The sequence below is a fragment of the Pseudomonas sp. M5 genome (assembly GCF_016907075.1).
GTDB lineage: Bacteria > Pseudomonadota > Gammaproteobacteria > Pseudomonadales > Pseudomonadaceae > Aquipseudomonas > Aquipseudomonas putida_E.
The window spans coordinates 43,166-69,357 of record NZ_JAFBBH010000001.1; the positions used below are offsets into that span (position 1 = coordinate 43,166).

The 26,192-nt window shown below is 62.6% G+C and carries 28 protein-coding genes; 15 read left to right on the forward strand and 13 right to left on the reverse strand.

The features are described from left to right. Positions 1 to 71: 71 nt before the first annotated feature. The gene (locus JOE27_RS00220; RefSeq protein ID WP_115275574.1) at positions 72 to 1,112 is read right to left on the reverse strand and encodes a patatin-like phospholipase family protein; all 1,041 of its coding nucleotides are present in this window, start codon (positions 1,110 to 1,112) and stop codon (positions 72 to 74) included. 153 nt (positions 1,113 to 1,265) lie between these two features. Between JOE27_RS00220 and JOE27_RS00225 the strand changes: the two genes are divergently transcribed. The 3 genes from JOE27_RS00225 to JOE27_RS00235 all read left to right on the forward strand — a co-directional run bounded on the left by JOE27_RS00225 (position 1,266) and on the right by JOE27_RS00235 (position 3,212). Next, positions 1,266 to 1,544, forward strand: a complete 279-nt coding sequence (locus tag JOE27_RS00225; RefSeq protein WP_012313650.1) for a hypothetical protein — start codon at positions 1,266 to 1,268, stop codon at positions 1,542 to 1,544. 14 nt (positions 1,545 to 1,558) lie between these two features. Further along, positions 1,559 to 2,338: a CHAD domain-containing protein gene (locus tag JOE27_RS00230; RefSeq protein WP_204917507.1), complete on the forward strand. Its 780-nt coding sequence runs from the start codon at positions 1,559 to 1,561 to the stop codon at positions 2,336 to 2,338. A 76-nt stretch (positions 2,339 to 2,414) separates the two neighbouring features. After that, on the forward strand, positions 2,415 to 3,212 hold the full coding sequence (locus JOE27_RS00235) for a thioesterase family protein (RefSeq protein WP_046787934.1): 798 nt from the start codon (positions 2,415 to 2,417) through the stop codon (positions 3,210 to 3,212). Positions 3,213 to 3,215: 3 nt separating this feature from the next. On the opposite strand, the gene JOE27_RS00240 is transcribed toward JOE27_RS00235, so the two are convergent. The 3 genes from JOE27_RS00240 to JOE27_RS00250 all read right to left on the reverse strand — a co-directional run bounded on the left by JOE27_RS00240 (position 3,216) and on the right by JOE27_RS00250 (position 6,051). Further along, entirely contained in the window at positions 3,216 to 3,584 is a 369-nt protein-coding gene (locus JOE27_RS00240; protein ID WP_046787935.1) for an Mpo1-like protein, read from the reverse strand. Positions 3,585 to 3,659: 75 nt separating this feature from the next. After that, positions 3,660 to 5,138, reverse strand: coding sequence for a methyl-accepting chemotaxis protein (locus JOE27_RS00245; protein ID WP_046787936.1), 1,479 nt, complete (start codon positions 5,136 to 5,138; stop codon positions 3,660 to 3,662). A 115-nt stretch (positions 5,139 to 5,253) separates the two neighbouring features. Beyond that, positions 5,254 to 6,051 (reverse strand): TatD family hydrolase, encoded by a 798-nt coding sequence (locus JOE27_RS00250; protein WP_204917509.1) that lies wholly within the window; start codon positions 6,049 to 6,051, stop codon positions 5,254 to 5,256. A gap of 158 nt (positions 6,052 to 6,209) precedes the next feature. Between JOE27_RS00250 and JOE27_RS00255 the strand changes: the two genes are divergently transcribed. The 4 genes from JOE27_RS00255 to greB all read left to right on the forward strand — a co-directional run bounded on the left by JOE27_RS00255 (position 6,210) and on the right by greB (position 9,173). Then, complete coding sequence (locus JOE27_RS00255) at positions 6,210 to 7,616, forward strand: transglycosylase SLT domain-containing protein (protein ID WP_115275364.1); 1,407 nt, start codon at positions 6,210 to 6,212, stop codon at positions 7,614 to 7,616. A gap of 114 nt (positions 7,617 to 7,730) precedes the next feature. Beyond that, positions 7,731 to 8,165, forward strand: coding sequence for a DoxX family protein (locus JOE27_RS00260; RefSeq protein ID WP_046787939.1), 435 nt, complete (start codon positions 7,731 to 7,733; stop codon positions 8,163 to 8,165). Between the two features lie 214 nt (positions 8,166 to 8,379). Beyond that, entirely contained in the window at positions 8,380 to 8,688 is a 309-nt protein-coding gene (locus JOE27_RS00265; protein WP_046787940.1) for a hypothetical protein, read from the forward strand. An 11-nt stretch (positions 8,689 to 8,699) separates the two neighbouring features. Then, on the forward strand, positions 8,700 to 9,173 hold the full coding sequence (gene greB, locus JOE27_RS00270) for a transcription elongation factor GreB (protein ID WP_115275363.1): 474 nt from the start codon (positions 8,700 to 8,702) through the stop codon (positions 9,171 to 9,173). Between the two features lie 56 nt (positions 9,174 to 9,229). On the opposite strand, the gene JOE27_RS00275 is transcribed toward greB, so the two are convergent. Beyond that, a complete protein-coding gene (locus JOE27_RS00275) occupies positions 9,230 to 11,737 on the reverse strand; it encodes an FtsX-like permease family protein (RefSeq protein WP_204917512.1) in 2,508 nt (835 codons plus the stop codon). Next, positions 11,737 to 12,420, reverse strand: coding sequence for an ABC transporter ATP-binding protein (locus JOE27_RS00280; protein ID WP_012313661.1), 684 nt, complete (start codon positions 12,418 to 12,420; stop codon positions 11,737 to 11,739). Before JOE27_RS00280 ends, JOE27_RS00275 begins: the two co-directional genes overlap by 1 nt. A 10-nt stretch (positions 12,421 to 12,430) precedes the next feature. Between JOE27_RS00280 and JOE27_RS00285 the strand changes: the two genes are divergently transcribed. From JOE27_RS00285 to JOE27_RS00295, 3 genes are all read left to right on the forward strand, one after another. Then, on the forward strand, positions 12,431 to 13,036 hold the full coding sequence (locus JOE27_RS00285; protein ID WP_046787322.1) for an arylesterase: 606 nt from the start codon (positions 12,431 to 12,433) through the stop codon (positions 13,034 to 13,036). 58 nt (positions 13,037 to 13,094) lie between these two features. Then, on the forward strand, positions 13,095 to 13,376 hold the full coding sequence (locus JOE27_RS00290; RefSeq protein WP_039601335.1) for a hypothetical protein: 282 nt from the start codon (positions 13,095 to 13,097) through the stop codon (positions 13,374 to 13,376). 131 nt (positions 13,377 to 13,507) lie between these two features. Continuing rightward, the gene (locus JOE27_RS00295; RefSeq protein WP_046787321.1) at positions 13,508 to 14,485 is read left to right on the forward strand and encodes a L,D-transpeptidase family protein; all 978 of its coding nucleotides are present in this window, start codon (positions 13,508 to 13,510) and stop codon (positions 14,483 to 14,485) included. Between the two features lie 139 nt (positions 14,486 to 14,624). Here JOE27_RS00295 and JOE27_RS00300 read toward each other — a convergent pair whose 3' ends face one another. After that, positions 14,625 to 14,876 (reverse strand): Lpp/OprI family alanine-zipper lipoprotein, encoded by a 252-nt coding sequence (locus JOE27_RS00300; RefSeq protein WP_003250288.1) that lies wholly within the window; start codon positions 14,874 to 14,876, stop codon positions 14,625 to 14,627. 517 nt (positions 14,877 to 15,393) lie between these two features. On the opposite strand from JOE27_RS00300, the gene JOE27_RS00305 reads away from it, so the two are divergent. After that, complete coding sequence (locus JOE27_RS00305) at positions 15,394 to 15,675, forward strand: GNAT family N-acetyltransferase (protein ID WP_046787320.1); 282 nt, start codon at positions 15,394 to 15,396, stop codon at positions 15,673 to 15,675. A gap of 62 nt (positions 15,676 to 15,737) precedes the next feature. On the opposite strand, the gene JOE27_RS00310 is transcribed toward JOE27_RS00305, so the two are convergent. Then, positions 15,738 to 16,814 (reverse strand): 3-deoxy-7-phosphoheptulonate synthase, encoded by a 1,077-nt coding sequence (locus JOE27_RS00310; RefSeq protein ID WP_046787319.1) that lies wholly within the window; start codon positions 16,812 to 16,814, stop codon positions 15,738 to 15,740. 233 nt (positions 16,815 to 17,047) lie between these two features. On the opposite strand from JOE27_RS00310, the gene JOE27_RS00315 reads away from it, so the two are divergent. The 3 genes from JOE27_RS00315 to cysB all read left to right on the forward strand — a co-directional run bounded on the left by JOE27_RS00315 (position 17,048) and on the right by cysB (position 19,701). Further along, entirely contained in the window at positions 17,048 to 17,995 is a 948-nt protein-coding gene (locus JOE27_RS00315; protein ID WP_204917514.1) for a putative 2-dehydropantoate 2-reductase, read from the forward strand. A gap of 104 nt (positions 17,996 to 18,099) precedes the next feature. Next, positions 18,100 to 18,597, forward strand: coding sequence for a universal stress protein (locus JOE27_RS00320; protein ID WP_012313668.1), 498 nt, complete (start codon positions 18,100 to 18,102; stop codon positions 18,595 to 18,597). Positions 18,598 to 18,726: 129 nt separating this feature from the next. Then, the gene (gene cysB, locus JOE27_RS00325) at positions 18,727 to 19,701 is read left to right on the forward strand and encodes an HTH-type transcriptional regulator CysB (RefSeq protein WP_046787317.1); all 975 of its coding nucleotides are present in this window, start codon (positions 18,727 to 18,729) and stop codon (positions 19,699 to 19,701) included. Between the two features lie 101 nt (positions 19,702 to 19,802). Here cysB and JOE27_RS00330 read toward each other — a convergent pair whose 3' ends face one another. The 5 genes from JOE27_RS00330 to JOE27_RS00350 all read right to left on the reverse strand — a co-directional run bounded on the left by JOE27_RS00330 (position 19,803) and on the right by JOE27_RS00350 (position 25,189). Next, positions 19,803 to 20,537 (reverse strand): phosphoadenylyl-sulfate reductase, encoded by a 735-nt coding sequence (locus tag JOE27_RS00330; protein WP_046787316.1) that lies wholly within the window; start codon positions 20,535 to 20,537, stop codon positions 19,803 to 19,805. Between the two features lie 119 nt (positions 20,538 to 20,656). Further along, positions 20,657 to 22,000, reverse strand: coding sequence for an aminodeoxychorismate synthase component I (gene pabB / locus JOE27_RS00335; RefSeq protein WP_174141620.1), 1,344 nt, complete (start codon positions 21,998 to 22,000; stop codon positions 20,657 to 20,659). A gap of 131 nt (positions 22,001 to 22,131) precedes the next feature. Beyond that, a complete protein-coding gene (locus JOE27_RS00340; protein WP_115275358.1) occupies positions 22,132 to 23,112 on the reverse strand; it encodes an alpha-L-glutamate ligase-like protein in 981 nt (326 codons plus the stop codon). Further along, positions 23,112 to 24,647, reverse strand: coding sequence for an inactive transglutaminase family protein (locus JOE27_RS00345; protein WP_012313673.1), 1,536 nt, complete (start codon positions 24,645 to 24,647; stop codon positions 23,112 to 23,114). The genes JOE27_RS00340 and JOE27_RS00345 overlap by 1 nt, the downstream gene beginning before the upstream one ends. A gap of 5 nt (positions 24,648 to 24,652) precedes the next feature. Continuing rightward, positions 24,653 to 25,189, reverse strand: coding sequence for an ATP-dependent zinc protease (locus JOE27_RS00350; protein ID WP_046787313.1), 537 nt, complete (start codon positions 25,187 to 25,189; stop codon positions 24,653 to 24,655). A gap of 294 nt (positions 25,190 to 25,483) precedes the next feature. Here JOE27_RS00350 and JOE27_RS00355 point away from each other — a divergent pair, with 294 nt between their 5' ends. After that, positions 25,484 to 26,188: a GntR family transcriptional regulator gene (locus tag JOE27_RS00355; protein ID WP_115275357.1), complete on the forward strand. Its 705-nt coding sequence runs from the start codon at positions 25,484 to 25,486 to the stop codon at positions 26,186 to 26,188. The last annotated feature ends 4 nt before the right edge of the window (positions 26,189 to 26,192 follow it).

Below are 26,192 nucleotides of genomic sequence, written 5' to 3' on the forward strand. Positions count from 1 at the left end.
TGGTAATGAAACAGGCCGCATGATGCGGCCTGTTTCGTTTCTGTGGCACGGGCGTAAGCGCCGGGTTCGCCTCAGCGCTTTTCCCCCTCATAGTTATCCAGCGTATCCCGCGCAATCTCCCGGCCCAAGGCAATCAGCTCCGGCGCCTTGTAGAACTCGAAGAAGCGGCATACCCGCTTGGGCACGTTGATCAGCACGTCCGGTGGATACCCCGCGATCTTGTATTGCGCCAACGACGTCTGCATGACCTCGAAACTCTGGTTGATCAGGTCCAGCAGCGAAGCTGGCCCTACGTTGTCGACGATGATCGACCCTGTGGCTGATTTTGGCGCGCCCTCGCTCTGCGGTGCCGCCGTCGGTTGCTGCGCTTCGGGGTCGGCCGTATCGGCCAGCCAGGGGTTGGGTGGAATCAGGCCCTCGCCGGTGATCTCCTGTTCGATGCGCATCAGTTCCTCGACGGGCTTGCGCCGAAACGGCATGCGCGACCCCAGCGAATTGATCAGCGCGTCAAAGCGCATCCTGAATGCTGCCGGCCGCTCGATGACAGGCAACTGGTATTGCTTCTGGTTGGTGGAGTTGAGGTTCACCGCAATGATCATGTCGCAGTGGCTGGACACCACCGGCACGATCGGCAGCGGGTTGAGGATGCCGCCGTCGACCAGCATGCGGTTGCCTTGCATTACCGGCGTGAACAGGCTTGGAATTGCCGCCGAAGCGCGCATTGCCTGGTGCAGGCAGCCTTCCTGGAACCAGATCTCCTGCTGGTGGGTCAGGTCGGTGGCCACTGCCGTGTAGGGGATGCGTAATTGCTCGATATTGATTTCGCCAACGATCTTGCGGATTTGCCCAAACACCTTGTCGCCGCGAATGGCACCAAGGCGGAAGCTGACATCGACCAGACGCAGTACGTCCAGGTAATCCAGGCTTTCGATCCAGTTGCGGTATTCATCGAGTTTGCCCGCCGCGTATATGCCCCCGACCACCGCGCCCATCGAGCAACCGGCAATGCAGGCGATCTCGTAGCCGCGCCGTTCGATTTCCTCGATCACGCCGATATGGGCATAGCCCCGAGCGCCCCCCGATCCCAATACCAGTGCTACACGTTTGCTCATGATCATCCCCGGCTTTTGCATCCATGGTCCTACAATGCACCGAGCGTTGCCTGTGCTTCAATGTAGACTCTAGGCAAAACGTGCCGGGCGCGGCACTTTTCAGGTGCCCACGCGTCGAACAGCCATTCTATTTGAACCTCTGAGGTATTACCGATGAAAGCCTGGATCTGCCTTCCTCTGATTGCCCTGGCCCTTGCCGGCTGTGCGGGCAAGACGGCTTACCGTGACAGCTGCGCGTCGCAGCTCGATGCCGCCTGGAAGGAGCTTGACCTGGCCAAGGCTGAAGGCTTTGCCGGTACTGTCAGCTATTCCAAGGCTTTGTCGCTTTTGACCGGGGCCAAGACCCAGCAGCAGTTCGAAGGCTTCGAAGGTTGCACCAATAAAGCCGAAAAGGCGCGTTTCTACATTCGTGAGTCGCGCGCCGGGCGCTGACCGAGGAGCGCTGTATGTCCAGCATGCTCGACCATGTGGTTGCCCAGGTAGTGGCCTTGCAGGTGCGCCTGCTGGCCTGTCGCGAGCGTCTTGCTGCCGATACCGACAGCGAAGCCTTGCACGATCTGCGCATAGGCCTGAGGCGCTTGCGCAGCCTGTTACGGCCGCTGAGGGGCTTGCCGGGGGTCGAGCAGTTGGAGGGCGCTGCGAAAGCCCTTGGTACCTTGACCACGCCGCTACGTGACCGTGAGGTACTGGCGGCCGAGTTGATCAAGCGCGGCGTTGCCCAGGCGGGGCAGCGGCGTCTGCAAGGGCGGGCTGCCACCTTTGCCGGCGTGGCCACCAGCGCGCAGCTGAGCCGTGTACTTGCCATCCTCGATGCCTTCCCGCTGTTCCTGCGCGCAGCGGGCCGTGAAGGGTTGGCGAAGTCACTGCGCAAGCGTGTCGACAAACGCCTGGTCAAGCAATGGCGCAAGCTGCAGGAAGCCTTGCAGGACCCGGCCCACGACCGCCACCGCCTGCGCCTGTTGATCAAACGTGTGCGCTATGGCGACCAGGCCTATCCGCAACTCGATCATGCCGGCAAGCCGCTGCAGCGCATGCTAAAACAAGCCCAGAGCGATTTGGGTAACTGGCATGATCGCTTGCAATGGCTGTTGCAGGCTCAATCGCATGCGGATCTCGCGCCCTGCAAGGTCGATTGGGAGCAGGAGCTGGATGACGCCGAACGCCAGTCCGACGTGACACTGGATGCCTTGCAGGCAGCGCTGCAGCGGCGCAAGCCCGGCAAATGACCGATATGCGGGCTGTTCGACGCAAGGTTGCTCGCTAGTATTGGCTGACACCTTTCGCTGCTGCAGGAGCCGGCCCATGAACTTCAACCAACTGCTCGACGCCGTGCGAGCACACCCCGACGGCGTCAGTGTTCCGCCCAACTGGGCCCAAGGGCGTGCCGCATTCGGTGGCCTGATGGCCGCCATGGTGTATGAGGCCATGCGCCTGAAGCTCGCCGATAGCCGCCCGGTGCGTTCCCTGGCCATCAGTTTCGTCGCCCCCGCCGCTCCCGACGTGCCAACCCGTTTTGAAGTCGAAGTGCTGCGCGAGGGCAAAGCCGTCAGCACCCTGCTTGGTCGAGCGATTCAGGATGGCCAAGTGGTGACTTTGGTGCAGGGCAATTTCGGCGCCGGGCGGGCATCGGTGGTGAATGTTCCTGCAGTGCCGGCCATGGAGATGAAGGCGCTTGAGGATGCCGCCCCTGAGCTTCCTTACATCAAAGGCGTCACACCTGAGTTCATGCGCCATGTTGCCCTGCGCTGGGCGGTTGGTGGGTTGCCGTTCAGTGGCAATCAGTCACGGCACATGGGCGGCTGGGTGCGCTTGCGGGATGTTGCCCAGGAGCAGGTCAACGAGGCCCACCTGTTAGCGCTGGTCGATGCCTGGCCGCCCAGCCTCATGCCTTACCTGAAGCAGCCCGCAGCAGGCAGTACGCTGACCTGGACCATCGAATTCATCCAGCCGGTTGCCAGGCTGTCGACGTTGGACTGGTGCCGCTACTGCGTCGAGACGGAACACGCCCGCGATGGTTATGGGCATGCCGCAGCTGCCCTGTGGACGGCTGAAGGTGAGTTGCTGGCATTGAGCCGGCAGACGGTCACAGTGTTCGCTTGAGATTCAACGCCGATGTTTGTGCCGTTCGCGCCAGGCGCGCCACCAGGCACCACTGAGCACAAAACGCGGGAAGGTGATGAATTGCTCGGTCAGCAGGCGCTGCACGGCGTCCTTGCGGTTGGCGAACGGTTCCGGCTGCTCGGCCTCCAGGCGGTGGCCCTGACGCTGCAGGCCCAGGCCGGCGATCAGGGAAATGATGCCGACAGCAATCTGGCCAAGGTCCAGGGCGAACAAGCCTGACAGCACCAGCAGAGCGCCAAGGATGAACAGCGGCACGGCAATCAGGTGCAGCACCAGGTTGGTCGGGTGGCGGTGGTTGTGGTGATAGCCGCGCCATTGCCAGGCGGGCAAGTTGGGCAGTCGTTTGCTCATGGGCAGTTCCTCGCGGTCATGCCCAAAGCTTAGTGCGGCCCTGTGTTCACAGCCAATCGAGGCTGGCTATGGTGACTATAGTTTGAGCTGGCCGATGGCCTTGTTCAGCTCGCCGGCCAGGGTCGCCAGTTCGCTGCTGGTGGTGGCCGAATCGACAGTCTGCTGCACGGTTTCCTCCGTGACGTCACGGATGCTGACTACTGCCCGGTTCATTTCTTCCGCCACCTGGCTCTGCTGCTCGGCGGCGACGGCTATCTGGGTGTTGCTCTCGCGCATCTGCGCCACGGCGCCGGTAATTTCGGCGAGCGCTGCGCCGGCTTCCTTGGCCTGGCGCACGCAGTCGTCAGCTTTGTAAGAGCTTTCCTGCATGAACTCCACCGCATCGCGGGTACCGGCCTGCAGGTCGGCCACCATGCCGGTGATCTCGTCGGTGGAGGTTTGCACGCGTTTGGCCAGGCTGCGCACTTCATCGGCGACCACCGCAAAGCCACGGCCCATTTCGCCGGCGCGCGCTGCTTCGATGGCGGCATTGAGCGCCAGCAGGTTGGTCTGTTCGGCAATACTGTGGATGACGTTGACCACGCCATTGATCTTCTGGCTGTCCTCGGCCAGTTGGCGGATCATTTCGGCGGTCTGCTGCACACCGCTGGATAGCCCGGCAATCGAATCCTGCACCCGGTTGACCACATTCTTGCCGCTACCAGCGAGGGTGTCGGCGGTCTGCGACAGGTCGCGGGTGGCGCCGGCATGCTGGGCGATATGGTGCACGGTGGCGGACATCTCGTTGATCGCCGTGGCTGCCTGGTCGGTCTCGCTTTGCTGGCCGAGCATGCCGTGGCGAACTTCGTTCATGCTCGTGGCCAGGCGCGCGGCGCCCGAATCGAGTTGCGCGGCTGTGCGTGCCACGGTGCTGACCACGCGGTGGTAGGTCGACTGCATGGCGTTGAACGCGCCTGCCATCTGGCCCACTTCGTCTCCGCAAGCCAGAGGCACGCGGGCCGACAGGTCACCGGTTTTTTCCACGTGCAGCATGACGTCCTTGAGGGTGTTGAGTTGGCTCAGCAGGAAGCGGATCAAAAGTTGCGAGGCGCAGAGCATGGCCAGCATCAGGATCAGCACACAAACCGCGTAGTTGGCAAAACGCTCGAAGAACACCTGGCGCACGCTCGGTGCCTGGGCCAGTACCGCCACCTGCTCGTCGCCATGGCGCAGTACCTGAGCACCCCGCAGCGGGTTGTTGCCGAAGAGCCAGGCGGCCGGGAGTGCTACCCAGCCTTGTGCATTACGCAGTGCATCCAGGCTTTGGCCGGCAAAGGTCGGGGTTTGGCCGGGTTGCCAGGTGATCACGTTGGCCTGGCGGGGCAGGGCAAGCCCTTGCGGCCAGGCGGCCAGCAGCTGTGCCTGGGATTGCGCCTGGATCTGCACAGCTTCGGCGCGGGCTCGCTGCTCCAGGTGCACGGCATAAAGCACCAGCATCAAGGTGGTGACAAAGGCCACTGCGTTGACGGCCCAGAACTTGTACTTCAGGGAAATATTGCTAAGCCAGGCACCCATGGGTAGGTCTTCTCTGAGTTGAGCGGAAACATTATTGGCAAGGTGCCATCATTGTGCCCGCTCACGCCTGGGAGGTTTTGACGTGTATCAACAAACCGTTTATGCCCGATCAAGCTCAGGTCAGCTGGAAAAATGCCCGAGCCGTTGCAGTGGTGTGCGCCGCGGTATCTTCAACACGTTCACCTCGGTGCAACGCTACCTCCCGCAGCACCTCTGGCAGAAACGCCGACTCGTTGCGCCCGCTCTTCGGTTTCGGTCGCAGACTGCGCGGCAGCAGATACGGGGCATCACTCTCCAGCATCAGGCGCCCTTGTGGGATATTGCCCACCAGCGGATGCAGGTGCGTGCCGCGGCGTTCGTCACAAATCCACCCGGTGATGCCGATGTGCAGGTCCATGTCCAGGTAGGCGAACAGTGCGTCGCGCTCGCCGGTGAAGCAATGCACCACGGCGGCTGGCAGGTGGTCGCGGTAGTCCTTCACAATCGCCAGCAAGCGCTCGCTGGCATCACGCTCATGCAGGAACACAGGCAGGCGCAACTCGGCGGCCAGCGCCAATTGAGCTTCCAAGGCTTTTTCCTGGAGTGGGCGAGGGGAGAAGTCGCGGTTGAAGTCCAGCCCGCATTCGCCTACGGCGCGCACACGCGCTTCATTCAGTAACTGGCGCAGTCGTTGGTCGCTGTTGGCGTCCCACGCTTTGGCGTCGTGCGGGTGTACGCCGGCTGTGGCGAACAGGTGCTCGCTGGCGGGGTCCAGCTGCTGGCACAGCTCTAGCGCCTGCTCGCTGACCGCGAGGCTGGTGCCGGTAAGGATCATCTGCACTACGCCGGCTTCGATGGCGCGCTCGACGATGGCGGCCTGCTGGTCGTGGAAACTGCTATTGGTCAGGTTGACGCCGATATCGATCAGTTGCATGGTGCTACCTCGTGCCGCGGGACGGCCAGCATAGCAAAAAGCGCGATTTCCGGGAAAAAGCCAAGAACTTCAGGCTTTTGCGATGGTCTTTTGCCGTCATTTATCACGAGTTGCTCGCACACATGGATGCTGCCCACCGACCTCGGATACGTCTTCGCATGCTGCGATACCTGCTCGCCCTGCTGCTGGCGCTTGGCCTGATGAGCGTCGGTCCCGCCTACGCGCGCCTGCCGGGGCCACAGCAGAACGTGCCGGTGAGCAAGGCCCGTGACCTTGAACAGATCCGCAGCAGCAAGGTGCTGCGGGTACTGGTCAACCAAAGTCGCAACAGTTCCGGTGAGGTCAAGGGCGAGCCCGTCGGCATCGAGTACTACCGCTTGCGTGCGCTTGAGCATTACCTCAACGCCCGGGCCGGCGACGGGCAACAGGTGCGGCTCAAACTCATCCCCAGAGCCAAAGAGCAACTACTCGGGGCCCTGCAGCGCGGTGAGGGCGACCTTGCCGCCCCGGGCGAATTGCTCGACCCGAGCCTGGTCGGTGGCGTGAACAGCAGTGCTCCGGTCCTGGACCAGGTGCCGTTGTGGCTGGTCGGGCGCAAGGGCGAGCGCAGTTTCACCCGCGTCGAGCAGTTGTCCGGGCGCACCGTGGCGTTGACCAGTGCCAGTGCCGCCGGCGCGCTGATCCAGCAGATCAACCAGCACCTGGCGCTGCGCAAGCGCCCGCCCGTCAAGATCGAGTGGGTCGATTCGACCCTGGCGGTGGAGGACGTGCTGGAGATGGTCCAGGCCGGCATCTATCACCTGACCGTGGTGGAGCGGCCGATCGCGCTGCGCTGGGCCCGGGTAATGCCACGCCTGCGCCTGGATAGCCGACTGCAACTGGGCCCGCCACAAGCCATGCGCTGGTATGTGCGCCGAGATGCGACGCTGCTGCAGGCCACGGTCGATCGTTTTCTGCAGGGCTACCGCGCGCCGGAGAACCAGGACGCTGCCTTCGAGCGCATCTACCGGCGCCAGTACCGCGTGCACAACCCGCTTGCGCGCAAGGACCGTCAGCGCCTGGCTTCTGTGCGCGCGGTGCTGCAGAAACATGGCCAGGCGCAACAGATCGACTGGCTGAACCTTGCTGCGTTGGCCTTCAAGGAGTCGACCCTCAACCCGGCGGCGCGCGGCAGTGGCGGGGCGCATGGCCTGATGCAGATCACTCCTGCAGCTGCCCAACGGGTCGGGGTCAGCAATACCGCAACGGTGGATGGCAATGTCCAGGCCAGCGCCCGTTACCTGGCGTTGATCCGCCGCAAGTTCTTTGCCAGCCCGAAGATCAACGAGCGTGAGCGCATGGCCTTTGTGCTGGCCGCCTACAACCTTGGGCCCGAGCGGGTCCAGGCCATGCGTGTCGAGGCTCGCAAGCGTGGGCTCAATGGCAATCAATGGTTCTTTCAGACTGAACGGGTCGCGATGGAGCAGGTGGGCATGGGGCCGGTGAACTTCGTCAACAGCGTGAACAAGTACTTCCTGGCGTTCAACCGTGAGCGTGCGGTGCTGGAGCGGAGGGGGAATCGCTGATAAATCGATTTATTTGATTGGTATGCTGGGTTTTTTGCGATTTATATATCTCTCATGTCGATTATTATGGCGCCCATCCCAACACAACATCCCAGCCTTCAAGGAAGTCACCCAATGAACAACGCAATCATCAAACTGCTCTCCACCCACGCTGGCCTGGGCCTGAGCGTGGTTCGCATCCTGGTCGGCATCATCTTCATGGCGCACGGTGCGCAGAAACTCTTCGGCCTGTTCGGCGGCTACGGATTGGAGGGCACCGGCCAGTGGATGGAGAGCATCGGCCTGGCCCCCGGCTACCTGATGGCCCTGCTGTCCGGCAGCGCCGAGTTCTTCGGCGGCCTGGCCCTGGTGATTGGCCTGCTGGCTCGCCCGGCGGCGCTGGCACTGAGCGTAACCCTGGTGGTGGCAATTTTCTCGGTACACATCGGTAACGGCCTGTTCATGTCCAACAATGGCTATGAGTTCGCCCTGGCGTTGCTGGCGGGTACCGTCGCGGTACTGATCGAAGGCGCTGGTCGCTTCTCCGTAGACCGATTGATCGCCCGCTGACAGCTCATGCTGCAGGCCTCAAGTTGATGACTTTCAGCTTGGGGCTTGCAGCTTGCCGCGTGTAGCTCTAGCATACCGCCTGCGCCGATTTAAACAGCTACTTGCGGGGCGCAGGAAAACCCAGCCCCGGGTCATCCGAAATACCGCTAAAGCGCTGGTTCGGTGACGCCTCCCACCGCTGCCCAGCGGGATTTGCGAGGCGGAGAAACACTCCATGAGTTGCCCACGTACCAGTGTCTGCTTGAGCCCACTGCCTGCCAGCCAGGCCACCCGCACACCGCGCATTCTGCTCGGTGGCCAGCATCAGCCTACTCTTTTGCGTCATCTCGAAGGCTTGTCCCGTCGCAAAGGCCAGGCCCGCGCCTTCCTCATCCAGTTTGCCGAAACCGCGTGCCGGCTGGAGCAGTTTGGCAACGACCGCTTCGATCTGGCGGTGATCCAGGCACCTGCCGCGCAGGATGCTGCCGAAGTGATCGGCCACCTCACCCGCATCGCACGCCAGGGCCTGATTACCCGACGCTGAGGAACCCGCTGTTGAGTACCAATATCATCACGACAGAAGGCCATGAAGCTCTGAAGAAAGAGCTGGACCATCTGTGGCGGGTGTATCGCCCGGAAATCACCCAGAAGGTGGCTTGGGCTGCCTCGCTGGGGGATCGCAGCGAGAATGCCGACTACCAGTACAACAAGAAGTTGCTGCGTGAGATCGACCGTCGGGTCCGATACCTGCGCAAGCGCCTCGAAGACGTCAAGGTGGTTGCCTATTCGCCGCAGCAGGAGGGCAAGGTCTTCTTCGGTGCCTGGGTGGAGATCGAAAACGATGACGGCGAAGCCCTGAAGTTTCGCATCGTCGGGTACGACGAGATCTATGGACGCAATGACTATATCTCGATCGATTCGCCCATGGCGCGGGCCCTGCTCAAGAAAGAGGAGGGTGATGAGGTGCTGGTGCATACACCTACTGGCGAAGCGACCTGGTATGTAAGCAGCATAAGTTACGAGCAGTAAGCGTTCAGCTGCAAGCCGAGGCGTATCTGCTCATGCTTGCAGCTTGCAGCTTAAGGCTATCCCTCCCGCAGCACCGCCAACGGGCTGGCATTAAGCGCCCGCCGAGTCCCCAACACACCAGCCCCTCCTACCAGTAGCGCGCCCGCTAGCGGCAGTATCAGCAGCCACGGATGCGGGCCCCACTGCAGGTCGAACGCATAGCGGTAAAGCACCAGGGTAATCAACTCACAGCCTAGCGCTGCCAGGGCGCCACTGGCCGCACCCAGCAGCCCGAACTCGATACGCCGCGCTTTCACCAGCAACGGTAGAGCAGCGCCAAGCGCGCGCAGCAATGCGCCTTGGCGAATGCGTTCATCCAGCGTTGCCTGCAAACCTGCGAACAGCACGGCCAACCCCGCTGCCAGGACGAACAGCAATACATATTCCACCGCCAGGGTAACCTGGGCGAGGATGCTGCGCAGCTGCTCCAGCAAGGCATCGACTTGCAGGATGGTCACCGCCGGGAACGCCCGCGACAGGGCCACCACATCCAGGTCATGACCCGGCGCGAGGTAGAAGCTGGTCAGGTAGGTGGTCGGCAGCCCCTGCAGGGTGCCGGGCTGGAAAATCATGTAGAAGTTCGGCTGGAAGCTGTCCCAGTGCACGCTGCGCAAGCTGCTCACTCGCGCCTGGCGTTGTTCGCCGCCAATGTCGAAGGTCAGCAGGTCGCCCAGTTGCACCTTCAGGCTGGCGGCAAGTTCCGCCTCGACCGAAACGCCGGGGATTTCATCACCAGCCGGTAGCGCCCGCCACCAGTTGCCGGCGGTCAAGGCATTGCCTGCGGGCAGGTCGGCGGCCCAAGTCAAGCTGAGGTCGCGCTGAACGGCGCGCTCGCCGGCGGAATCCTTGCTGACGATCTGTTGCACGGGTTGCTCGTTGATCTGGATCAGCCGGCCAGGCGTCACCGGGTACAGCGGTGCGGAGGCTGCGTTCACCTCGTGCAGGCGCTGGGCGAAAGGCTCACGGTCGTCGGGCAGGATGTTCAGGGCGAAATGGTTGGGTGCGTCCTTGGGCAGTTGTGCCTGCCAGGTGTCGAGCAGCTCGGCGCGCAGCAAGGCGACCAGGGCCATGGCCAGCAGGATCAGGCCAAACGCCAGTGCCTGGCCCGCGGCAGCCATGGGGTGGCGCAGCAACTGGCCCAAGCCCAGGCGCCAGGGCAGCGGGGCGCCTGCCAGCAGTTGCCGCAGGCTACGTAGCCCAAGCAGCAGCAGGCCGCCCAGTGCCAGCGCGGCAAGCAACCCGCCGCCTAGCAGGGCGAAGGTCAGCAGCAGGTCGAGGCTCAGGCGCCACATGATCAGGCCCAGGGCGAACAGGGCGGCGCCGTAGACCAGCCAGCTGCTGGGTGGCACGGGCAGCAGGTCGCGGCGCAGTACACGCAGTGGCGGCACCTTGCCCAGAGCGGCGAGCGGGGGCAGGGCGAAACCGGCCAGTGCGACCAGCCCGGTGGCGATGCCGGCCAATGCCGGGAGGATGCCGCCAGGCGGCACCACGCTCGGCAGCAGGCCGTGCAACAGGCGGAACAGGCCCAGTTGCGCCAGCCAGCCGAGCAAGGCACCGACCAGCGCGGCCAGCAGGCCGAGCATGGCCAGTTGCAGGCAGTACAGGCCCAGCGCTTGGTGGCGGGACAGCCCCAGGCAGCGCAACAGTGCGCTGGCGTCCAGGCGCCGCGCCGCATAGCGGCTGGCCGACAGTGCCACGGCGACGCCTGCCAGCAGCACCGCTACCAGGCTGGCCATGTTCAGGTAGCGTTCGGCCTTGCCCAGGGCCCCCCCGATCTGCCGGTTGCCATCGCGGGTGTCGAGCAGGCGCTGGTTCGCCGCCAGGTTCTTCTCCAGCCCCTGGCGGTACTGCGCCAGGGCCTGTGCATCGCCGCGCCACAGCTCTCGGTAGCTGACCCGGCTGCCGGGCTGAATGACCCCTGTGGCCTCCAGGTCGGCGAGGTTCATCATCACCCGCGGGGTGAGGCTATAAAAGTTGTTGGCACGGTCCGGTTCGTAGGTCAGTACGCGGCTCATGCGCAGGGTCTTCATGCCGACATCGATGCTGTCGCCGATGCTCAGGCCAAGGGCAGCCAGCAGGCGCGGTTCGACCCAGACCTCGCCCGGCGGCGGGCCGCCACCGGGTGTTTCCATGGCATACGGCGCCGGTGCACTGCGTACCTGGCCACGCAGGGGGTAGGCGCCATCGGCGGCCTTGATGCTCGACAGCTGGATGCCGGCATCACCACCGACCACGCTGGTGAACTCCACCACCCGGGCGTGGCGCAGCCCCAGGGCGGTGCCGGCGTCTACCTGTTCCTGACGCGCCGGCGCACTGCCTTGCAATACCAGGTCGGCGCCAAGGAACTCGCTGGCGCGCAACTGCATGGCGCCATTGAGGCGGGCACCGAAATAGCCGATGGCGGTGCTGGCGGCAACAGCCACCAGCAGGGCGAAGAACAGCACGCGCACTTCGCTGGCGCGGATGTCGCGCAACAACTGGCGCAGCGCCAGGCCGCACAGGCGGGAAAGCGGCATGTGTTTCATCAGGCCTCCACCGGCGCCACCAGGCGGCCTGCTTCCAGTCGTATCAGGCGCCTGCAGCGGCTGGCCAGGCGCTCGTCATGGGTGACCAGAACCAGGGTGGTGCCGCGCTCCTTGTTCAGGTCGAACAGCAGGTCGCTGATGCGCTCGCCGGTATGGCTGTCGAGGTTGCCGGTAGGTTCGTCAGCGAACAGCACCGCCGGTTGGGCGGCGAAGGCGCGGGCGATCGCCACCCGTTGCTGCTCGCCACCGGACAGCTGGCGTGGCGTGTGGGTCAGGCGCTTGCCCAGACCGACCCGTTCAAGCAAGGTGCGGGCTTGTTCGCGAGCATCGCGACGGCCGTCCAGCTCCAGTGGCAACATGACGTTTTCCAGTGCATTGAGGCTGTCGAGCAGCTGGAACGACTGGAACACAAAGCCGACATGTTCGGCGCGCACCCTGGCGCGTTGGTCTTCGTCCAGTGGGCCCAGGTCGTGTCCGGCGAGTATCACCTTGCCGGCGCTGGGGCGGTCCAGGCCGGCCAGCAGCCCGAGCAGGGTGGATTTGCCTGAGCCCGAGGCGCCGACGATGGCCAGGCTGTCGCCTTGGGCGAGGTCCAGGGACAGTGCGTGCAGGATGGTCAGATCACCTTCCGCACTGGGGACCACTTTGCTAAGGTTCTGCGCAACGAGAATGCTGGGGCCCATGGAGAATCCAATGCGAGTGTGGTGGTTGAGTGCCGGTCTGGCCCTGTATTGCCTGGCCCAGAGCGCGGCGGCGGGAACGTTGCTGGTTGTCGGCGATAGTATCAGCGCCGGTTTTGGCCTGGATACCCGCCAGGGGTGGGTCTCTTTGTTGCAGACCCGGCTCAGGGACGAAGGTTTCGATGATCGGGTGGTCAATGCGTCGATCAGCGGCGACACCAGTGCAGGGGGCCAGGCGCGGCTGCCGGCGCTGCTTGCAGCGCACAAGCCCAGCCTGGTGGTGCTGGAATTGGGCGGCAACGACGGGCTGCGCGGACAGCCTCCAGAGCAATTGCAACAAAATCTTGCCTCGATGATCGAGCGGTCACGCGAGTCCGGGGCCAAAGTGGTGCTGTTGGGCATGCGCCTGCCGCCCAATTACGGGGTGCGCTACACCACGGCGTTCGCCAAGGTTTATGAGCAGTTGGCAGCGCAGAAACAGGTGGCACTGGTGCCGTTTTTCCTCGAGGGCGTAGGGGGTGTGCCGGAGATGATGCAGGCCGATGGCATCCATCCGGCGCAGGGTGCCCAGCAGCGGTTGCTGGAAAATGCCTGGCCGGCGATAAAACCCTTGCTGTGACGCTTTAAACGGGGCCGGCTTTCGGCTAATGTTGCGCCCCCCGTTTCGAGAGCCCCCAATGCCGCGCCCTGCCTGGTCCTTGTATGCCTACCAACTGATCGAGCCCGATGAGCAGCTCGATCTGTTCGCCTGCCAGGAAATCCGCGTCCACCTTGTCGCCCGCCAGCTCGAACTGGGTGTGCCGGTCGACCGAACCCTTTGTGGGGGCTTGCTGCCTGCACAGCCACGGTGGTCCGGCGTGCCGCGTTCGATCTATCGTGACGGCCGCCTGTGCGACCTCTGCCGGGCGATTCTCGACGCCCAGCGCCGCGGCATGCGTCCGGTATGGCCACAGCTTTGACACGGCCCTGGGCCTGAAACTCCGAGCGCCTTTCATCATCTGAAACGCATGGAAACCGCCAGTGGCTCCCGCTTGGCACGGTGCGGGTGTACAATCGATTCTCTTGACCCACCTTTCGAAGGATTTACCGGATGTTGCCGCGCTTTCCCGCCGTCACCCGCTGCCTGACCCTGGCCGGCCTGCTGGCAGCAGGCCCCGCCGTTGCACTGGAGCTGCCGCTGCCGCCTCCGGGAGAAGACGTCGTTGGCCAGGTACAGGTGATCAAGGCCAAGTATGAGGACACCTTTGCCGACATCGGCACTGCCAACGACCTCGGCTACCTGGAGATGATCGCCGCCAACCCGGGTGTCGACCCATGGCTGCCGGGCGCCGGTACCGAGATCATCCTGCCGACCCGCTACGTGCTTCCGCCGGGGCCCCGCGAGGGCGTTGTCATCAACCTTGCTGAATACCGGTTGTACTACTTCCCGAAAGGGCAGAGCGTGGTGTACACCTTCCCGCTGGGGATCGGTCGTGAAGGCTGGGGTTCCCCCATCGCCAACACCAAGATCATTGCCAAAACCCCAAACCCGACCTGGACGCCACCGGCTTCGATCCGTGCTGAGCACGCCGCCGACGGTGACATCCTGCCAACCGTGGTGCCGGCCGGGCCAGACAACCCGCTGGGGCCTTACAAGTTCACCCTGGGCGTGCCGGGTTATCTGATTCACGGTTCGAACAAGAAGTTCGGCATTGGCATGCGCACCAGCCATGGTTGCTTCCGCATGTTCAACAATAATGTGCTGGAGCTGTCGAAGATGGTCCCGGTCGGTACGCCGGTGCGCATCATCAACGAGCCGTACAAGTTCGGAATCAGTGGTGGCAAGGTATACCTCGAGGCGCACACACCGCTGGACGATCACGGCGACCCTTCGGTGGTCGACAAGCACACTGCTGTCATCAACGCACTGCTCAAGCGCGAAGACCTGGCCAACAATGTGCGCATGAACTGGGACATGGTCCGCGACGTGGTCGCTGCCGAAGATGGCATGCCGGTGGAAATTGCCGTGCCCGTCGATAACCAGGGTGCAGCTCCCATGGTGTCGAGCATTCCGCCAGAACTGCAGTAAGCCCTTGAGCGATAGGGCTGAAGCCTGCCCAGGTCAAACGCCTGGGCAGGCTTTTTCATTTGTGCTGTTTGCTTTTGTAGCGGCAATAAAAAAGCCGACCCCACAAGTGGGTCGGCTTCTTAACAATCCGTGAGGACTATTACTTGCGGCTGGCTTTGTCCAGCATACGCAGAGCGCGCTCATTGGCTTCGTCAGCGGTCTGCTGAGCCTTCTGAGCGGCTGCCATTGCATCGTCAGCCTTACGGTAGGCTTCGTCAGCACGGGCCTGAGCGCGAGCTGCTGCGTCTTCAGTCGCAGTCAGACGAGCTTCGGTTTCTTTGGATACGCTGCTGCAACCGGTAGCCAGAACTGCGGCCAGAGCCAGAGCAGAGAATTTCAGAACGTTGTTCATCGTGTTCCCCTTCAAGGACTTTCTATTAAATAGCCATCTCTCAGGAAAGAGAAACTGGCCGGCGTACATAGTACCCATTACTTGTAGTAAGTAAACTGACTCAGCGCAAGAACGGTAAAAAAAATGTTGCCCAAGGGTGCTTGACGAGATTTTCAGGCTTTTTGTGAGCACGCTGTGCAGGCGGCGCAAGCGATTGTTGTATGGGAACTTTTTTGTTGAACTAACGGTGACTTTAAGGGTCGTTGTACGTCTAAAGCCCAAGAGTGTCCGGCTGAGTTTGCAGGTCAGTTCGTACAGGGGTTCGAGCTCATTGCCGTGACTTTTAACCGATGCCACCTTGAGCAATCCGGGGTGTCGCGCCTACTATTTGATGGCCCGGTCCGGCAGAACCATTGCAATCGGCCTGCGGTCCAAGGGGCAAGAGGTGGCATAGGCGCTGCACGCATTGGTTCCTCTGCCGGATACATCACCATCGATTAAGGTAAAGGTCTGCCCAAAAGGCCTGCGAGGAGTAGTGATGAGTGAAGCGCTGACCATCCACCATGACCAGGCCGGTCATCAGTTCGAGACCAACGTGGACGGTCATCGTGCCTACCTGACGTACATGGATCTGGGCAAGCAGACGCTGGATATCTATCGCACTTTCGTCCCCAACGCCTTGCGCGGCCGCGGCATCGCTGCAGCACTGACCGAAAGGGCCTTGGAGTATGCGGACCAGATGGGCTACACGGTGATTCCTTCCTGCTCGTACGTCGAACGCTACATGGAGCGCAAGCAGCGTCATTCGAGTAAAGCCTGAACCTGCTGACTGCACATGCGAAAACGCCGGGCTAAGCCCGGCGTTTCATTTTGTGGCCACGTTCAGCCGCGCTTGCGCTTGGGCAGTACATCCTTGAGCTTGGCGTGCATGCTGCGCAGGGTGTTCTCTGTGGCAGACCAGTCGATGCAGGCGTCGGTGACCGATACGCCGTACTGCAGATCTTCCAGGTTCTTCGGGATCGACTGGGCGCCCCAGTTCAGGTGGCTTTCGACCATCAAGCCAATGATCGACTGGTTGCCTTCGAGGATCTGGTTGGCGACGTTCTCCATGACCAGCGGCTGCAAGGCCGGGTCCTTGTTGGAGTTGGCGTGGCTGCAGTCGACCATGATGTTGGCCTTGATCTTTGCCTTGGCCAGGTCCTGTTCGCACAGGGCAACGCTGACCGAATCGTAGTTCGGCTTGCCGTTGCCGCCACGCAGCACTACGTGGCCGTAGGGGTTGCCCTTGGTAGTGACGATGGATACGCCGCCTTCCTGGTTGATGCCCAGGAAACGGTGCGGCTTGGATACCGACTGAAGGGCGTTGATGGCCACGGTCAGGCCGCCATCGGTGCCGTTCTTGAAGCCGACCGCCGAGGACAGGCCCGAGGCCATTTCACGGTGGGTCTGGGATTCGGTGGTGCGCGCGCCAATGGCCGACCAACTGATCAGGTCTTGCAGGTACTGCGGCGAGATCGGGTCGAGCGCTTCGGTGGCGGTTGGCAAGCCCATTTCGGCCAGGTCCAACAGCAGTTGGCGGCCGATGTGCAGGCCGTCCTGGATCTTGAACGAGTCATCCAGATAAGGGTCGTTGATCAGGCCTTTCCAGCCGACCGTGGTGCGCGGCTTCTCGAAGTAAACACGCATTACCAGATACAGCGTGTCGGAAACTTCCTCAGCCAGCACCTTGAGGCGCTCAGCGTATTCGTGAGCGGCCTTGATATCGTGGATCGAGCACGGGCCGACCACTACGAACAGGCGATGGTCTTTCCCGTCGAGGATATTGCGCACCACTTCGCGGCCGGCAGTAACGGTCTGCAAGGCTTTGGCGCTGAGGGGGATTTCCTTCTTGAGCTGATCGGGAGTGATCAAGGTCTCGTTGGAGGCAACGTTAAGGTCGTCGATCGGTAAATCAGCCATCGTGTTACTCGTCAGGTCACGGTGCCGGCCGCCAGCAATCCCCGTGCGGCCCAGCAGCAAGAATGTTCGCAGCGGGGAGCCGAACCTTAGCGCGTTACTGGGGGCGCGACAATGGGCTGCAGTGCGCCTGTGCAGGGTTTTTCCCTGGTGCTACAGGCTTGTACTGCTATTTGGGTGCGCAAAATGCCTCAACAGGTGTAGAAAAGCACACCGACATTTATCAGGAGATCAGCATGGACCCTCGCAAACCACGCATTGGCATTATTGGCAGTGGTGCCATCGGCGGCTTTTATGGCCTGATGCTGGCGCGGGCCGGGTTTGACGTGCATTTTTTGCTGCGCAGTGAATTTGCGCAGGTTCGGGAGCATGGCCTGAGGCTGGAAAGCGCCGTGCACGGCGACTGGCGCATGCCGGTGCAGGCTTATGCCAGCGCTGCCGACATGCCGCCGTGCGATTGGTTGCTGGTGGGTGCAAAGGCGACCAGCAATGGCGAATTGGCGGCGCTGATTGCGCAGGCATCGGCACCCGATGCCAAGGTGGTGCTGCTGCAGAACGGGTTGGGTGTCGAGGAGCAGTTGCGGGCAGCGTTGCCCGGCAATCTGCACCTGCTCGGTGGCTTGTGCTTTATCTGTGTCAACCGCGTGAGCCCTGGTGTGATACGCCATCAGGCGCTGGGTGCGGTCAACCTGGGCTATCACAGCGGGCCCGCCAGCGACGGGGGGCTGAGCATCGTAGAGGAGGGCGCCAGGCTGTTCCGCGCCGCGGGTATCGACTCCCAGGCCATGGACGACCTCGGTCAGGCTCGCTGGCAGAAGCTAGTGTGGAATGTCCCCTACAACGGCCTTTCGGTGTTGCTTGGTGCCAGTACCTTACCGCTGATGGCAGATGCCGACAGCCGTGAGCTGGTTCGGGCGTTGATGGCTGAGGTGGTCCAGGCGGCCGCCGCCTGTGGTCACGAGTTGCCTGCCGGTTATGCCGAGCACTTGTTCCGGGTCACCGAGCAGATGCCCGACTACTGGCCGAGCATGTACCACGATCACGTCCAGCAGCGACCGCTGGAGCTTCAGGCTATCTATGCCGAGCCTCTGGCCCGGGCGCGCGCTGCGGGGTGCAGCGTGCCGCGCATGCAGATGCTCTACCAGGCACTGGCCTTCGTCGATCGCGCCAATCGCGCCGGCTGAAACCTCTACAGCCCGCATTGGCAGTGCGCCGGGCGGCCGAGCGAGCGCCCGGCGCGCTGCTAAGCTGAAGCTTGCTCTGCCGCCACGGCAGTCGAGGAGGTCGAATGATCCGCTCCATGCTGTACGCCACCGACCTCGGTGTCTACGCCCCTTTTGTCATGCAGCATGCCTTGGCCCTGGCCCGCACGTTCGGCGCGGAACTGTATGTGATTCATGCCGTAGAACCCATGGGGCAGTTCGCCGAATCCCTCCTGCAAAGCTACCTCGATGAGCAGACGCTCGATGCGTTGCATAGCGAGGGCGTCAATACGGTGATGGCCAACATCGAGCAGCGTGTGCTGGAGAACTTTCGCGAGGAGCTGGGCGAGGACGCGGACCTGGCGGTGATCAAGGCGGTCCGGGTGCGCCAGGGTGATCCGGCGCAGGTCATCCTGGAACAGGCGCAACGTTTGAGCGTGGACTTGCTGATTTTCGGCAGCCACAGCGCCGGTGCTGGGGTAGATGTGCCGATTGGCCGAACGGCTGTGCGCTTGCTGCAGTTGTCTGCGGTGCCGGTGTACATGGTGCCGCTTTCGCAGCATCTCGGCCGTAGGAAAACGTGAAGCTGATGGTGGGCAGTTTCGGAGCGGCATGTAACAAAATAGTTCTAGTTTTATTTCGAGAACCACTAATATAGTTATATCCCGTCGCTGCCTGCTGCCGCTGACTTACCGCTGATTCGAGGGAAACCTATGAAGCTTCAACAACTGCGCTACATCTGGGAAGTGGCGCACCACGACCTCAACGTCTCCGCGACGGCGCAGAGTCTGTACACCTCTCAGCCGGGGATCAGCAAACAAATCCGCCTGCTCGAGGATGAACTGGGTGTTGAAGTCTTTGCCCGCAGCGGCAAGCATCTGACCCGTGTCACTCCGGCAGGTGAGCGCATCATCAACACCGCTGGTGAAATCCTGCGCAAGGTCGAAAGCATCAAGCAGATCGCCCAGGAATTCTCCAACGAGAAGAAGGGTACGCTGTCCATCGCTACCACCCATACCCAGGCTCGCTATGCGCTGCCGCCGGTCATCAGCAGCTTCATCAAGCAGTACCCGGAAGTCGCCCTGCACATGCATCAGGGTTCACCCATGCAGATTGCCGAGATGGCTGCGGACGGTACCGTCGACTTTGCCATTGCCACCGAGGCGCTGGAGCTGTTCGGCGACCTGATCATGATGCCGTGCTACAAGTGGAACCGCTGCGTGGTGGTGCCGCAGGGTCACCCGCTGGCCAAATTGCCGAAGCTGACGCTGGAAGCTGTAGCCGAATACCCGATCGTCACCTATGTATTCGGGTTCACTGGCCGCTCCAAGCTGGATGAGGCCTTCAATCACCGCGGCCTGACGCCGAAGGTGGTGTTCACTGCTGCTGACGCCGACGTGATCAAGACTTACGTGCGCTTGGGGCTGGGCGTGGGCATCGTGGCCAAGATGGCGGTGGACAGCAAGCTGGACAGCGACCTGGTGGCGCTTGATGCCAGTGAGCTGTTCGAGGCCAGCATCACCAAGATCGGCTTCCGCCGCGGCACCTTCCTGCGCGGCTTCATGTGCGACTTCATTGAGAAATTTGCGCCGCACCTGACGCGTGAAGTGATGGCCAAGGCGATCCAGTGCCACAACAAGCAGGAACTCGAAGAGCTGTTTGCCGGTGTCGAGTTGCCGGTGCACTGAAAAAGCAGCTTCAAGCTGCAAGCTTCGAGAAAGAGCAGCCCATGTGGGCTGCTCTTTCTTCTTGGGACTTGCAGATTATAGCTTGAGGCTTGCAGCTGCCTTCAGGCCTTGCTGATCAGGTTGCCGGCGTGCAGCCCGCATTCCTTCTGGGTCGACTCTTCCCACCACCAGCGGCCTTCACGTTCGTGCTGGTTCGGCAGTACCGGGCGGGTGCAGGGCTCGCAACCGATGCTGATGAAGCCGCGCTCGTGGAGGCTGTTGTACGGTAGCTCGAGCATTCGGATGTAGCCCCAGACTTCCGCGCTGGTCATCTGCGCCAGCGGGTTGAATTTGTACAGGGTGCGTTCCGCTGTGGAGAACGCGCTGTCGATTTCCAGTGCTGCCACCTGGCTGCGGGTGCCTGGGCTCTGGTCGCGGCGCTGGCCGGTGGCCCAGGCGCTGACAGTGGCGAGCTTGCGCCGCAGTGGCTCGATCTTGCGGATGCCACAGCACTCGCCATGGCCGTCCTTGTAGAAACTGAACAGGCCCTTTTCCTGAACGAACGGGTCGAGTTTGGCACGGTCCGGGCTGAGGATCTCGATTGGCAGGCTGTACTGCTCACGCACCTGGTCGATGAACCGGTAAGTCTCAGGGTGCAGGCGGCCGGTGTCGAGGCTGAACACCTTGACCTGCTTGTTCAGCTTCCAGGCCATGTCGACCAGCACCACGTCCTCGGCACCGCTGAAAGAAATCCACAGGTCGTCGCCGAAGTGCTCGAAGGCGAGCTTGAGAATGTCCTGCGGGGATTTGCTGGCGTAGGTCGCGGCCAGGGCGGCGACGTCGAAGGGTTGGCTCATCAGGCGGTTTCCATCTTGGCTGTGGCGCTGTGCGCTCGTAATGAGGTGATGGTAACAAAAAATGGCAGGCTAGACGCTGTGCCTGCACCGGCCCTGGGCCGGCGCAGGCAAACGCTGGGTCACAGGCTCTGCAAGGTCTCCATCAATACCCGTACCTTGGCGATCGATTCTTCGTATTCCGATTGCCAGTCGGAGTCCGCCACCACCGCGCCGCCGCCCCAGCAGCTGACCTGCCCATCCTTGACCAGCAGGCTGCGAATGGCGATGGAACTGTCCATTTCACCGCGCACATCCACGTACAGCAAGGACCCGCAATACAGCGCGCGGCGGCTGGGCTCCAGCTCGTCGATGATCTGCATGGCGCGAATCTTGGGGGCGCCGGTGATCGAACCGCCTGGGAAGCTGTCGCCGATCAGGTCCAGGGCGTCCTTGTCGGTGGCCAGTTGCCCGGTGACGCTGCTGACCAGATGGTGCACGTTGGGGTAGCTTTCCAGGCTGAACAGCTCTGGCACCTTCACCGAACCGATCTGGCAAGTGCGGCCCAGGTCGTTACGCAGCAGGTCCACGATCATCAGGTTTTCCGAGCGGTCCTTGGGGCTGTGGCGCAGCGCCTCGGCATTGCGGGCGTCTTCTGCCGGGTCGGCAGAGCGCGGGCGGGTGCCCTTGATCGGGCGGGTCTCCACTTGCCCCTGGCTGACGCGGATGAAGCGTTCTGGAGAAAAGCTCAGCAGTGCGCTGCCGTCGGCCAGTTGCTGGTAGCCAGAGAACGGCGTCGGGCAGGCCTTGCGCAAGGCCTGGTAGGCGCGCCAGGGGTCGCCCTGGCAAGGTGCGCGGAAGCGTTGGGTCAGGTTGATCTGGTAGCAATCGCCGGCCTGAATGTAGCGCTGTACCTGATCGAATGCTGCCTCGTATTGCCCTGGCTGCAAATCACCCGTCATGGCGGCGAGCAGGCGGAAATCGCCGCTTGCAGCGTTGTCGGTGTCTTCAAACAAGGCGATGAGGCGCTCGCGCTCGTCATCAGCCAGCTGGGGGTGGAACACCAGTTGGCTGGTGCCATGCTGGTGGTCGGTCACCAGCGCCCAGCCATACAACCCAAGCTGGGCGTCGGGCAGGCCGAGGTCATCCGTGGCGAGGCAGGGCAGGTGCTCCAGGCGTCGGCCGAAGTCGTAGCTGAGGTAGCCGATCAGGCCGCCGGCAAATGGCAGCTCGACACCACCGGGCAACTGCGCAGGGCCCAGTTGTTTCAGGCTGGCGCGCAGCCGTTGCAGGAAGGCCCGGCCATCTTCGTCGGGCAGTACCTGCAAGTGTTGCAGCGGCCAGGCGCTGAGCAGGTCGAAGCGGCCGCGCTCGGCGCCTGGGCGGGCGCTGTCGAGCAGGATCGCCCCGGGCGCCTGGCGCAGGCGGGCGAAGTACGCGGCGGGGTCGGGCTGATAGGGCAGGGGGTAGAGCGTACAGGTCGGCATCAGTGTGGACGGCGATGTAAAAGCGAGGAGGGCGATTGTAGACCTGCGCAGGAAATGCGCCTAGCGCCAGTGTGACTTTCAGGCAGTGGGTTGAAGCCATCGCCGGCTTGCCGGCGATGGGGGCAGAGCTATCAGCCCGGATGCACGTGCCCGAACAGGCTTTGCGCGACCCGGACACGCTGTTCGGCATCCTCGGTCACGCCGTCCTTGGCCAGCGCCTCGATGTGCGCCTCGATGGCATGGGTGCGTTGGGTCAGCCCGGTGTCGTTGGCGATCTGGATGTTCAGGCCAGGGCGGGCATTGAGTTCGAGAATCAATGGCCCCTTGTCCTGGTCCAGCACCATGTCCACACCGATGTAGCCCAGGCCGCACAGCTCATAGCAGCCGGCTGCCAGCTTCATGAAGCCGTCCCAGTTCGGCAGCTGTACGCCATCCACCGCATTGGTGGTATCCGGGTGCTTGCTGATGATGTTGTTCAGCCAGGTACCGCGAAGGGTCACTCCCGTGGCCAGGTCCACACCTACGCCGATGGCGCCCTGGTGCAGGTTGGCCTTGCCGCCGGACTGGCGGGTCGGCAGGCGCAGCATGGCCATTACCGGGTAGCCCATCAGCACGATGATGCGGATGTCCGGCACACCTTCGTAACTGATGCTCTTGAAGATCTGGTCGGGGGTTACCCGGTACTCGATCAGCGCGCGGTCGCGGTGCCCGCCGAGTGAGTACAGGCCGGTCAGGATGCTGGAGACCTGATGCTCGATCTCTTCATGGCTGATGATCTTGCCGGAAACGGTGCGGTAGCGGTCCTCGAAGCGGTCGGCAATCACCAGGATGCCGTCACCGCCGGCCCCCTGGGCCGGCTTGATGACGAAGTCGTTGCGCCCGCCGATGATCTCGTGAAGCTTGTCGATCTGCTTCTCGGTCTCGATGATGCCGTACATTTCAGGCACGTGAATGCCCGCTGCCAGCGCACGCTCCTTGGTGATGATCTTGTCGTCGACGATCGGGTACAGGTTGCGCTTGTTGTACTTGAGCACATAGTCGGCATTGCGCCGGTTGATACCCATGATGCCCCGGGCCTCCAGGGCTTTCCACGTCTTGATCAGGCCAAACATCAGGCGTCAGCCTTCTTCAGGAATGCCTTGAAGCGCACCAGCTCGGTCAGGCGGTAGCCGCGGTAGCGACCCATCGCCAGCATGAAGCCCACCAGGATCAGCAGTACCGCCGGGAAGGTGAAGACGAAGTACACCAGCTCCGGCACCATCATCAGCAGGTGGGCAAGCGACGCTGCGAACAGGGTGCCGATCGCCACTTTCATGGCATGACCGCCGCCACGTTCTTCCCAGGTGATCGACAGGCGCTCGATGGTCATGGTCAGGATCACCATCGGGAACAGCGCTACCGACAGGCCGCGTTCCAGCCCCAGCTTGTGGCTGAACAGGCTGATGGCGGCAATCAATACCACGACGAAGGTCAGTACCACCGAGAGGCGCGGCAGCATCTGCAGCTTGAGGTGCTCCAGGTAGGAGCGCAGCGACAGGCCCAATGCGGTGATCACGGTGAACAGCACGATGCCGAAGCCCAGCTGGGTCTCGCGGAACGCCAGGGCGATCAGTACCGGTGTGAACGTGCCCAGGGTCTGGATGCCGATCAGGTTGCGCAGGACCAGGATCACCAGCACGCCGATCGGGATCATCACCATGATCATGAAGGTCTGCTGGGTCTGCAGCGGCAGGCCGTACAGCGAGTACTCGAGGAAGTCGGCGTCGGTGTTCTCGTCGGTCAGCTTGGCCAGGCGGATGGCGTTCATCTCGCTGTTGTTCATGCTGAAAGTGACGTTGGCTTTCTTGCCGCCATCGACGGTGACCAGGTTGTCATCACCGGTCCACCACAGCAGGCGGTCGCTGGGCAGGCCCTGCTCACCGGTGTCCGGGTTGAAGTACAGCCAGTCGCTGCCGTTGAAGCTGCGCAGCCAGAGCTCGGGGGACTGCGGCGTATCGGCCACCAGGCGGATGGTATGGACCTTTTCCATCGGTACATGCGCGATCGACAGCAGCAGGTCGATGACCTGGGCCTTCTTCATGGGCGAGGTATCGCCGGCCAGCAGCAGCTTGACGTTGTCGTCGTTGAGGTTGTTCACCCGCTTGATGGTTTCGCTGACGAAGGTCTCGACGTCGGCCGAGTGCTGGCGGATCGGCGCCATCAGGGCTTCGGCGGCGATCTTCTCGGGGCCTTCTACGGCAAGGCTGTCACGGAAGGTCGGGCCTTTGATGGCGGCCTTTTCGCTGCTGTAGCGCTTGGTCAGCACCAGGCGGTAATAGAGGGTCTGGTTGCCGCTGGCGCGGCGGGCCGACCAGGTTACCTTGCGGTTGCCATCGGCGCGGTTGACGCTGACCCCGTAGTTGTTGGAGATGAAGCTCTCGTTGAGGCTGACATAGTCGCGGTTCAGCGGCGGTACGAACATTTGTACCTTGACCGGGTCCTTGCTGCTGGCGACGAACTCGACCTTGGCGTCGATGTTCCAAAGGTCGTCGGTTTCGTCTTCGGTCACCGGGATGCCGAGGAAGAAGATCTGATAGGCCGTGACCGCCACGCCCAGCAGCACCAGTACGGTGATCAGGACTTTCAGATGGAGGGTAAGAGAGCGCATCGGGATTACTCTGCTTTGGGAGCGTCGGTGGCACAGGCAGGTTTGCCGGCCGCGTATTTAAGGCTTGGGTCGACCAGCGCGTCGAAGTGCTTGAGCGCCTCGGAACCGATCAGCAGCGGGAACTGGAACGCGCTGCGGTCGGTGAGGTTGACTTCGATGGTGCGCAGGGCCTGGCCCATGCAGATTTCGAGTTCGATGACCGGGCGGGCGGTATAGGCCTTGCCCGATTCGGCATCATAGTCGCCTGCGCGGCGCTTGATCTTGCTGACCCGCGCCAACGGGCGTTCGATGGGGTGCGAATGGGCGGCGTCTATCGCCAGGTAGAAACGCACCCAGCTCTCGCCGTCGCGCTTGAAGCGCTTGATGTCGCGGGCACTCAGGGACGCGGTCTTGGCGCCGGTGTCGAGTTTGGCGGCCACTTCCAGGTCGAGGTCGCCGAGGCGGGCGTATTCGTTAAGACCGTACACGGTCTTGCCCGCCGCCTGGCCAAGGGCCGGCAGCAGGGTGAGGCATGACAGCAATAAAACGGGTGTAAGTCTCATAGTCCTGGCGCGGTGCTGTGCAAGGTTCGGGGCAAGGCGACTGGCAGGTACTGCGCAAGCTTCCTCGGTTCGTCTGTCAACAACATGAATGGATGACAGAAACGCTATCCATACTCCGTTGGAGGCGCGGCATTCTATCACGCCGATGCCTTGGCGCCAGCGCGTCGCGATCTGACAACGCCATCACTCACTAAGTTCGCGCTTAGACAATTGTCGACAATGTTCATTTTCTCTTTGACTGAATGGGCTTGTTTCGCTAATTTCTCCTCAATGGCTTATCAAGGTGTCAACAATATGCTGGACCTCATTACCCCCAGCCCTTCAGTGCCGGATGAAACGGAAACCTTGTCCGAGCATGTCTTCCGGCGCATCCAGGCCGCGATCGTCAAGGGGGAAATAGCCCCGGGCAGCAAAATCTCCGAGCCGGAGCTGGCGCGCACCTATGGCATCAGCCGTGGCCCGCTGCGTGAGGCCATCCATCGCCTGGAGGGCCAGCGCCTGCTGGTGCGGGTGCCACATGTAGGTGCACGCGTGGTGTCGCTCAGCCATGCCGAGCTGATCGAGCTGTACGAAATCCGTGAGTCGCTGGAGGGCATGGCTTGCCGCCTGGCGGCCGAGCGCATGAGCCAAGGCGATATCGACGAGCTGCGCCGGGTGCTGGACACCCACGAACGCGACGCGGCGTTCCAGGCGGGGGTGGGTTACTACCAGCAGGAAGGCGATTACGACTTCCATTACCGGATCATCCAGGGCAGCGGCAACCAGACCCTGGTCAAGATGCTCTGCGGCGAGCTGTACCAGCTGGTGCGCATGTACCGCATCCAGTTTTCCGCCACGCCCAACCGCCCGCGCCAGGCCTTCGCCGAACACCACCGCATTCTCGATGCCATCGCCGATCGTGACGGCGAGCTGGCCGAACTCCTGATGCGCCGCCACATCGGTGCGTCCAAGCGCAACATCGAGCGTCACTACCTGGACGCCAACAATAATAGCCTTTGAGGTG

Coding starts and splice junctions, on each gene's coding strand:
- JOE27_RS00350 (WP_046787313.1), bottom strand. CDS start 25,189: ATGAGACTTACACCCGTTTTATTGCTGTCATGCCTCACCCTGCTGCCG.
- JOE27_RS00265 (WP_046787940.1), top strand. CDS start 8,380: ATGAGTTGCCCACGTACCAGTGTCTGCTTGAGCCCACTGCCTGCCAGC.
- JOE27_RS00255 (WP_115275364.1), top strand. CDS start 6,210: ATGCTGCGATACCTGCTCGCCCTGCTGCTGGCGCTTGGCCTGATGAGC.
- JOE27_RS00295 (WP_046787321.1), top strand. CDS start 13,508: ATGTTGCCGCGCTTTCCCGCCGTCACCCGCTGCCTGACCCTGGCCGGC.
- JOE27_RS00290 (WP_039601335.1), top strand. CDS start 13,095: ATGCCGCGCCCTGCCTGGTCCTTGTATGCCTACCAACTGATCGAGCCC.
- JOE27_RS00235 (WP_046787934.1), top strand. CDS start 2,415: ATGAACTTCAACCAACTGCTCGACGCCGTGCGAGCACACCCCGACGGC.
- JOE27_RS00310 (WP_046787319.1), bottom strand. CDS start 16,814: ATGGCTGATTTACCGATCGACGACCTTAACGTTGCCTCCAACGAGACC.
- JOE27_RS00315 (WP_204917514.1), top strand. CDS start 17,048: ATGGACCCTCGCAAACCACGCATTGGCATTATTGGCAGTGGTGCCATC.
- cysB (WP_046787317.1), top strand. CDS start 18,727: ATGAAGCTTCAACAACTGCGCTACATCTGGGAAGTGGCGCACCACGAC.
- JOE27_RS00330 (WP_046787316.1), bottom strand. CDS start 20,537: ATGAGCCAACCCTTCGACGTCGCCGCCCTGGCCGCGACCTACGCCAGC.
- JOE27_RS00285 (WP_046787322.1), top strand. CDS start 12,431: ATGCGAGTGTGGTGGTTGAGTGCCGGTCTGGCCCTGTATTGCCTGGCC.
- JOE27_RS00355 (WP_115275357.1), top strand. CDS start 25,484: ATGCTGGACCTCATTACCCCCAGCCCTTCAGTGCCGGATGAAACGGAA.
- JOE27_RS00275 (WP_204917512.1), bottom strand. CDS start 11,737: ATGAAACACATGCCGCTTTCCCGCCTGTGCGGCCTGGCGCTGCGCCAG.
- JOE27_RS00340 (WP_115275358.1), bottom strand. CDS start 23,112: ATGTTTGGCCTGATCAAGACGTGGAAAGCCCTGGAGGCCCGGGGCATC.
- JOE27_RS00245 (WP_046787936.1), bottom strand. CDS start 5,138: ATGGGTGCCTGGCTTAGCAATATTTCCCTGAAGTACAAGTTCTGGGCC.
- JOE27_RS00240 (WP_046787935.1), bottom strand. CDS start 3,584: ATGAGCAAACGACTGCCCAACTTGCCCGCCTGGCAATGGCGCGGCTAT.
- JOE27_RS00250 (WP_204917509.1), bottom strand. CDS start 6,051: ATGCAACTGATCGATATCGGCGTCAACCTGACCAATAGCAGTTTCCAC.
- JOE27_RS00300 (WP_003250288.1), bottom strand. CDS start 14,876: ATGAACAACGTTCTGAAATTCTCTGCTCTGGCTCTGGCCGCAGTTCTG.
- JOE27_RS00220 (WP_115275574.1), bottom strand. CDS start 1,112: ATGAGCAAACGTGTAGCACTGGTATTGGGATCGGGGGGCGCTCGGGGC.
- JOE27_RS00345 (WP_012313673.1), bottom strand. CDS start 24,647: ATGCGCTCTCTTACCCTCCATCTGAAAGTCCTGATCACCGTACTGGTG.
- JOE27_RS00320 (WP_012313668.1), top strand. CDS start 18,100: ATGATCCGCTCCATGCTGTACGCCACCGACCTCGGTGTCTACGCCCCT.
- JOE27_RS00260 (WP_046787939.1), top strand. CDS start 7,731: ATGAACAACGCAATCATCAAACTGCTCTCCACCCACGCTGGCCTGGGC.
- pabB (WP_174141620.1), bottom strand. CDS start 22,000: ATGCCGACCTGTACGCTCTACCCCCTGCCCTATCAGCCCGACCCCGCC.
- JOE27_RS00230 (WP_204917507.1), top strand. CDS start 1,559: ATGTCCAGCATGCTCGACCATGTGGTTGCCCAGGTAGTGGCCTTGCAG.
- JOE27_RS00305 (WP_046787320.1), top strand. CDS start 15,394: ATGAGTGAAGCGCTGACCATCCACCATGACCAGGCCGGTCATCAGTTC.
- JOE27_RS00225 (WP_012313650.1), top strand. CDS start 1,266: ATGAAAGCCTGGATCTGCCTTCCTCTGATTGCCCTGGCCCTTGCCGGC.
- JOE27_RS00280 (WP_012313661.1), bottom strand. CDS start 12,420: ATGGGCCCCAGCATTCTCGTTGCGCAGAACCTTAGCAAAGTGGTCCCC.